Raw genomic sequence first — 7,470 nt, forward strand, 5'->3', positions numbered from 1 at the left:
GACCTGTTTCCGGCCGCAACGGGTTTTCCGTTGTCTCCTAGTTGTCATGCGCACGCATACCTGTGTTCAGCGGACCGACCGTCCGGCCGTGGGAGCTTCCGAAGGTCAGACCGTCCAAGAGGCCTCTGTGGCAAGGGAGTCCGCGCATGACCGGAGCACCATCGCCTGACCGCCGCCGCTTTCTGACCGCCGGTGCCGCCGTCCTCGGAGCCGCCGCATCCGCCCAGCTCTGGCTGCCCTCCGCCGCCCGGGCCGCCGAGGCCCCGCTGCCCGACGGCGTGTTCAGCCTCGGCATCGCCTCCGGCGACCCGCTCCCCGACGGCATCGTGCTGTGGACCCGGCTCGCCCCCGACCCCCTGAACGGCGGCGGCATGCCCGACGAGACCGTCCCCGTCGAATGGGAGATCGCCGAGGACGAGCGCCTCCGCAAGGTCGTCCGCCGCGGCACCGCCGACGCCCGGCCCGAGTACGGGCACAGCGTTCATGTGGACGTACGAGGACTGCGCCCCGGCCGCTCCTACTGGTACCGCTTCCGCGCCGGCGGCCGGATCTCCCCGACCGGCCGCACCCGCACCGCCCCCCGCCCGCACGCCAAGGGCGGCTCCCTGCGCGTGGCCCTCGCCTCCTGCCAGAACTGGCAGCATGGCTACTTCACCCCGTACGCCGACATGCTCGCCCAGGACCCCGACGTCGTCCTCTTCGTCGGCGACTACATCTACGAGTCCACGCCGTCCGCCGCGGGCCCCCGCCGGCACGAGGGCACCGGAGAGCCGTACACCCTGGTGCAGTACCGCAACCGCTACGCCCAGTACCGCAGCGACCCCGACCTCGCCGCCATGCACGCGAACGCGCCCTGGGTGGTCACCTTCGACGACCACGAGGTCGACAACGACTGGGCCGGCGAGGTCCCCCAGGACCCCGGCAAGCAGTCCCACGACGCGTTCGTCGCCCGGCTCACCGCCGCCTTCCAGGCCTACTACGAGCACATGCCGGTCCGGGCCACCGCGATCCCCACGGGTCCGCACATCCAGATGTACCGCCGCCTGGAGTTCGGCCGCCTCGTCCGGCTCAACGTCCTCGACACCCGCCAGTTCCGCAGCGACCAGGTCACCAGCCAGGCCGCCGCCGAGGACCCCTCGCTCACCATGCTCGGCGCCGGACAGAAGCAGTGGCTGCTCGACGGACTGCACGACTCGCCGGCCCGCTGGAACCTCGTCGCCTCGCAGATCATGATGGCCGAGACCGACATCCTGCCCGGCGCCGGAAAACTCTGGTACTACGACGCCTGGGACGGCTACCAGGCCGAACGCAACGCCCTGCTCGACGAGTTCGCCTCCGTCCGCAACCCCGTCGTGCTCAGCGGCGACCGCCACCTCACGATGATCAGCGACCTGAAGAAGGACTTCGCCAACCCGTCGTCGGACGTCGTCGGCGCCGAGTTCGTCGGCACCTCCATCTCCAGCAACGGCGACCAGGACCAGGCCGCCTTCCATGCCCAGTGGGACCCGCTGAAGGCCGACAACCCGCACTGGAAGGTCGTCGACGCCCACCGCGGCTACCACCTCTTCGACATCCGCCGCGACGGCATCGACGCGCGCGTGCGCGTCGTCGACACCGTCGTCGAGCCGCAGGCCACGGCGAGCACGCTCGCCACCCTGCGCGTCGAGTCGGACGAACAGGGCGTCCAGGTCGTGTGACGCACAAAGCGGGCGCGCCAAAAGTCAAGTCTGTGTAACAGGAGCCTGGGACTCATCTGCGTCCCAGGCTCCTCTCAGGTGAACCTAAGGTGAACGTCTTACCTTCCGTTAACCATGGAGACGGACTGTACGAGAGGCCAAGCCCCGGTGAACAACGCTGCCACAGGCCCCATGGGCCCCACCGGTCCCCTTGCCGCCCTGCCCGCCGGCACCCGCCTGCTGCACATAGGCCCGCACAAGACGGGGACCACGGCCATCCAGGGCGCCCTGTTCGCCGCGAAGGGCAAGCTGCCCGAACACGGTGTGGAGTTCCCGGCGACCACCCGGCACCCGATGGAAGCCGCCCTCGCCGCCTGCGCCCGGCCGGCGATGATGGGCGACGTCGTGCCCACCGAGAAACACTGGACGCGGCTGCTCGAGCAGGTCGAGGCCACCGGCACCCGCACCTCGGCGATCAGCAGCGAGTTCTTCGCCGACGCCCCCGACGACGAGACCGTCGCCCGCATCGTCGAGCAGCTCGGCGGCGAACGCGTCCACGTCCTCGTCACCCTCCGCCCGCTCGCCAGGATCATGCCCTCCCAGTGGCAGCAGTACGTGCAGAACGGACTGCGCATGGGCTACGAGGACTGGCTGGACCACATGCTCCGCAAGGCCCCCTACGAGAAGCCCAACCCCAGCTTCTGGCGCCGGCACCGGCACGACCGGCTCGTCGAACGCTGGATCCGCGCGGTCGGCGCCGACCGGATCACCGTCGTGGTGGTCGACGACCGGGACCGCGACGGCCTGATGCGCACCTTCGAGGCCCTCCTCGGACTCCCCGGAAACCTCCTCCAGTCCGTCCCGGACACGGCGAACCGCTCGCTCACCCTCGCCGAGACCGAAATGCTGCGAAATCTCAACGTGGAATTCCGCGGCAATGGACTCCCCGACGAGCTGTATTCCAAGCTCGTCCGCAACGGCGCCGTCATGCATATGAAGAACTCGTGCAGCCCCACCGCCGCCGACGTGAAGATCTCCACCCCCGCCTGGGCCGTCGAGGCCGCCGGGCGCATCGGCGCCGAGATGGCGGAACGCATCGGCGCCACGGGCGTCCGCGTCATCGGCGACCCGGCCCTGCTCTCCAGCCTGCCCGCCGTCCCCGCGCAGCCCGGACCGCCCGCCGCCGAGGCCCGCATCGCCCCCGAGGTCGCCGCCCAGGCGCTCTACGGCGCGCTCGCCGCGGCGGCCGCGGCTCCCGTGCGCCACACCGCGGAGCCGAAGTCCCGCACCGTGCACCAGACGTCCTCGAAGGAGCTGGTGCGGGTCCTGGGGCACCGATGTCTGAAGAGGCTGCGACGGCGTTGAGGTGCCGAGAGGTCGCGCCCGAGGGGACGGCTTAGCTCTGCTAAGCCGTCCCCCTGGCACGGCGTAGCGCTGCTGAGACGTGTATCGGGTCACGCACAGCAATCGGAATGACCTGTGTAGTTACTCACAGCAAATTCACGGAACTCTTCCAGTGGTCCCGTGGGCGGCGCCCATCACCAGCGACGCAAGGTGAATGAAAGGTTGCGGGCACATATGCAGTGGACAGCGCTCACCTTGCACAGCGGTTACCGGAAGTGGGACCATTTCCAGGTTCCCTGATGCCCCAAGGTAGGTCACCTGTGTCCCAGCGCATAGCCAAGCCCCGAACCACCGCAGTGATCCTGGCCGGTGGCACCGGCCAGCGGGTGGGTCTGTCGATCCCCAAGCAGCTGCTGAAGATCGCCGGCAAGGCCGTCATCGAGCACACCCTGGCCACCTTCGAGAAGGCCGACTCGATCGACGACATCATCGTGCTGATGGCACCGGGCTACGTCGCGGACATCGAGAAGATCGTCACCAAGGCCGGGTTCACGAAGGTCAAGAAGATCATCGAGGGCGGCAGCACGCGGAACGAGACCACCGAGCGCGCCATCGAGGCGCTCGGCGAGGGCCTGGCCGAGGGCGAGGACCTCAACGTCCTCTTCCACGACGCCGTACGCCCCCTGCTGTCGCGGCGCGTCATCGACGACTGCGTGACCGCGCTGGAGCGCTACCAGGCCGTCGACGTCGCCATCCCGTCTGCCGACACCATCATCGTCACGCGGACCCACGGCGGGGACGGCGAGTTCATCACCGAGATCCCGGACCGCTCCCGGCTGCGCCGCGGCCAGACCCCGCAGGCGTTCAAGCTGTCCACGATCAAGCGGGCCTACGAGGTCGCCGCCGGCGACCCCAACTTCCAGGCCACCGACGACTGCACCGTCGTCCTCAAGTACCTGCCCGACGTGCCGATCCACGTGGTCGCCGGCGACGAGTACAACATGAAGGTCACCCAGCCCGTCGACGTCTTCATCGCCGACAAGCTCTTCCAGCTCGCCTCCACCGCCGCCCCCGAGCAGAACAACGAGGACGACTACCGGGCGCTCCTCACCGGCAAGACCGCGGTCATCTTCGGCGGCTCGTACGGCATCGGCAAGGACATCGCGGAACTCGCCGAGTCCTACGGGGCGAACGTCTACGCCCTCGGCCGCTCCACCACCGGCACCCACGTGGAGAACCCGGAGGAGGTCGACGACGCGCTCTCCAAGGCATACGCCGAGACCGGCCGCATCGACTACGTCGTCAATACCGCGGGCGTGCTGCGCATCGGCAAGCTCGCCGAGACCGACAACGCCACCATCGAAGAGGCGCTGAAGGTCAACTACCTGGCCCCGGTGCAGATCGCCCGGTCCAGCTACAAGTACCTCGCCGAGACCCAGGGCCAGCTGCTGCTCTACACCTCCAGCAGCTACACCCGCGGCCGCGCCGAGTACAGCCTCTACTCCTCGACCAAGGCCGCCATGGTGAACCTCACCCAGGCCCTGTCCGACGAGTGGGCCGGCGACTCCGTCCGCGTCAACTGCATCAACCCCGAGCGCACCGCCACCCCCATGCGTACCAAGGCGTTCGGTCAGGAGCCGACGGGCTCGCTGCTCTCCTCCGAGGCCGTCGCCCGCACCTCCCTCGACGTGCTGCTCTCCGAACTCACCGGCCATGTCATCGACGTCCGCCAGCAGGATCCGACGGCGGCCGCCGGCCAGGCCTCCGGCTTCGAGCAGGCCCTGGCCAGTGTCCTGGACCGACAGGACGGCGTGGCATAATCGGCAGCCATTAGTCATCTGTCATTCAGGCCTCTGTGGTTTCGCGTTCGCGGAGCATTCGCAGGGGCCTGAACCCGTAGAACCCGGATCGACCACCTCCAGATTGTCCGCAAGGTCAAATTCAGGCCTTTTTGTCAGCAAAAGGTTCTCCGTGATATCCACCGCTATTCGCGTCGCCCGAGTGGGCAGCGCAGCCGAGCTGGCCGCGGCGGCACTCATGATGCTGGGCTTCCCGGTCCTCATGGTCGCCGCGCTCGTCCCGAGCGTTTACGCCTTCGCGGCCGCGGCCGCCGTCACGTACCTGGCGGACCACTACCTGCACCGCAAGGGCAGCTATCTCGTCAACCGCCTGAGCAAGGTCCGGGCCGGTCTGTCGATCCGCTTCCTGATCCGGCAGCTGCTGCTGATCCTGCTGCTGGCCAGGATGGACCTCTCGAACGGCCTGATCTTCTACGGCGCGATCGCCTGCTTCATCGCCTTCTACGGCCTGCAGGCCCCGCACGGCGCGCTGGTCACCCTGATCCGCAACCGCCGCCGGATGCCGGTCGCCACCCGCAACGTCGACCTGAAGTCCCGCATCAGCATCCCGGACGCCCCGCCGCGCGGCCTGCTCGACCGCTCCGCCGAGAAGATGCTCCACCTCGACCTCGCGGCCGTCGTCGGCCTGCTGGTCTCGGCGACGACGGACAGCGCGGTCGCCGGGTTCGTCGGCATCGGCATCACCCTCGCCCTGGGGTGCCTGTACGTCCTGGTGCTGATGCCGTACGTGCGCGGCCGCAAGACCCCGCCCGACGCCGACACCGTACTGGCCGCCGTCGACGACTGGCTGGCCCAGTACCAGCCCGGGACCGTGCTGTACTTCTCCGGCTCCAAGGACTCCGCCTACCAGCTCAACATGTGGCTGGAGACCATGGAACAGCTGGAGTCCCGCCCGCTGATCCTGCTGCGCGAACGGGTCATCCTGCAGAACCTCTCCCCGACCACCGTCCCCGTCATCTGCGTGCCCGGCGGCGTGCACCTGATGAACATGGACCTCTCCACGGTCCGCGTCGCCCTCTACGCGGCCAACGTCGGCAAGAACATCCACCTGCTGCGCGTCCCCACGATGAAGCACGTCTTCATCGGCCACGGCGACAGCGACAAACTGGCCAGCGTCAACCCGTTCAGCAAGGTGTACGACGAGGTGTGGACCGCGGGCCGCGCGGGCCGCGACCGCTACGCCATCGCCGACGTCGGCGTCCGCGACGACGACATCGTCGAGGTCGGCCGCCCCCAGCTGGCCCCCATCCAGACCTGGCAGGGCGTCCCCGACGGCCGCATCCCCACCGTGCTCTACGCGCCCACATGGGAGGGCTGGGACGGGGACCCCGGCAACACCTCCCTGGTGCTCGCCGGCGAGAACATCGTGAAGAAGCTGGTCAAGGCCGACCCGCCGGTCCGTGTCCTCTACAAGCCGCACCCCTTCACCGGCACCGTCAGCGCCGAGGCCGGCGCCGCCCACCGGCGCGTCACCGCCCTCGTCCAGAAGGCCGCCACCGCCCGCGCCACCGATGCCCGCTTCACCGCCGACCCGGCCGCCCAGGCGGCGGCACAGGCCGAACTGTCCCGCATCGAGACCCGCCTGGCCGAATTGGCCGGCACCGGCGACGACAGGCGCGACGAGGCCGAGGCCAGCCGGGACGACGTCGTCGACCTGAAGAAACACGAGGAGATCGCCCGGCTGCGCACGGCCTGGAACGACTCCTACTGGCAGGCCCTGCCGTCGTACCAGCACGCCGTCATCACGGGCGCCGAACCCCGCCTGTACGACTGCTTCAACGTCTCCGACGCGATGGTCTCCGACATCTCCAGCGTGGTCTCCGACTTCATCGCGAGCGGCAAGCCGTACGCCGTCACCGACTCCGCCGGCCTCGGCGTGGAGGAGTTCAAGAGGGCGAACACCGCCGTGCGCGCCGCCGTGATCCTCTCCAACAGCGCCAAGGAACTCGACGCCCTGCTGGACGCCGTACGCGACCCGTCGGCCGATCCGCTGGCCGCGGACCGGGACGAACTCAAGCACTACCTGCTCGGTCCGGACGAGCCGACCTCCATCGAGCGGTTCAACGACGCGGTGGCCGCGCTCGCCCGCAAGGCCGAGACCCGCAACCTGGGCCAGGAGGCCCGGATCGCGGCCGGCGACCCCGAGGCGGCCGAACTCGCCGAGGCGGTGCCCGGCGCAAAGCCGCGGACGACCGCCGGCGAGGCAGAGGGCGCGACCGCCGGCTGACGCCAGCCAGGACGCAGAACGGGCCCGGTCCCGGGGACATCTCCCCGGGACCGGGCCCGTTCGGCGTTCTCGCGCCGCGTTCTCTTACCCCTGCTTAGTAATGCACGGATGTCTTCTTACCGATGCTTCGCCGTTCCCGTTGAGCGGCTCTTACCGCACGTCCGTACTGTCCGGTGTAACCCGCTGTACACCACCAGGCTGTCCGTTCGTCATGTGAGCTGGGCCACTGAGCGCGCGTTCCGAGGCAACCTGTCGCACCGATCGGTCATCTAAGACGCAGTCTCATTTGGCGAGTCTGCGGTAGCAGATGAGGCTGCAGGCGATGGCGGTGAATGCCAGGAAGTGGTCGGCCTTGCGTTCGTAG

The 7,470-nt window shown here is 69.1% G+C and carries 4 protein-coding genes; all 4 read left to right on the forward strand.

Annotation, left to right across the window (positions count from 1 at the left end; all coding sequences use genetic code 11):
* Positions 1-146: 146 nt before the first annotated feature.
* Positions 147-1,697 carry an alkaline phosphatase D family protein gene (locus ACFY0P_RS45610; protein WP_388928002.1) on the forward strand — a complete coding sequence of 517 codons (1,551 nt, stop codon included), beginning with the start codon at positions 147-149 and terminating at the stop codon, positions 1,695-1,697.
* Positions 1,698-1,811: 114 nt separating this feature from the next.
* A complete protein-coding gene (locus ACFY0P_RS45615; protein ID WP_388928005.1) occupies positions 1,812-3,041 on the forward strand; it encodes a hypothetical protein in 1,230 nt (409 codons plus the stop codon).
* 299 nt (positions 3,042-3,340) lie between these two features.
* Positions 3,341-4,840: a D-ribitol-5-phosphate cytidylyltransferase gene (locus ACFY0P_RS45620; RefSeq protein ID WP_388928008.1), complete on the forward strand. Its 1,500-nt coding sequence runs from the start codon at positions 3,341-3,343 to the stop codon at positions 4,838-4,840.
* Between the two features lie 181 nt (positions 4,841-5,021).
* Positions 5,022-7,106 carry a hypothetical protein gene (locus tag ACFY0P_RS45625; protein ID WP_388928011.1) on the forward strand — a complete coding sequence of 695 codons (2,085 nt, stop codon included), beginning with the start codon at positions 5,022-5,024 and terminating at the stop codon, positions 7,104-7,106.
* Positions 7,107-7,470 lie beyond the last annotated feature (364 nt).

Source organism: Streptomyces sp. NPDC001714 (genome assembly GCF_042892755.1).
In the GTDB taxonomy this organism is placed as follows: Bacteria; Actinomycetota; Actinomycetes; order Streptomycetales; family Streptomycetaceae; genus Streptomyces.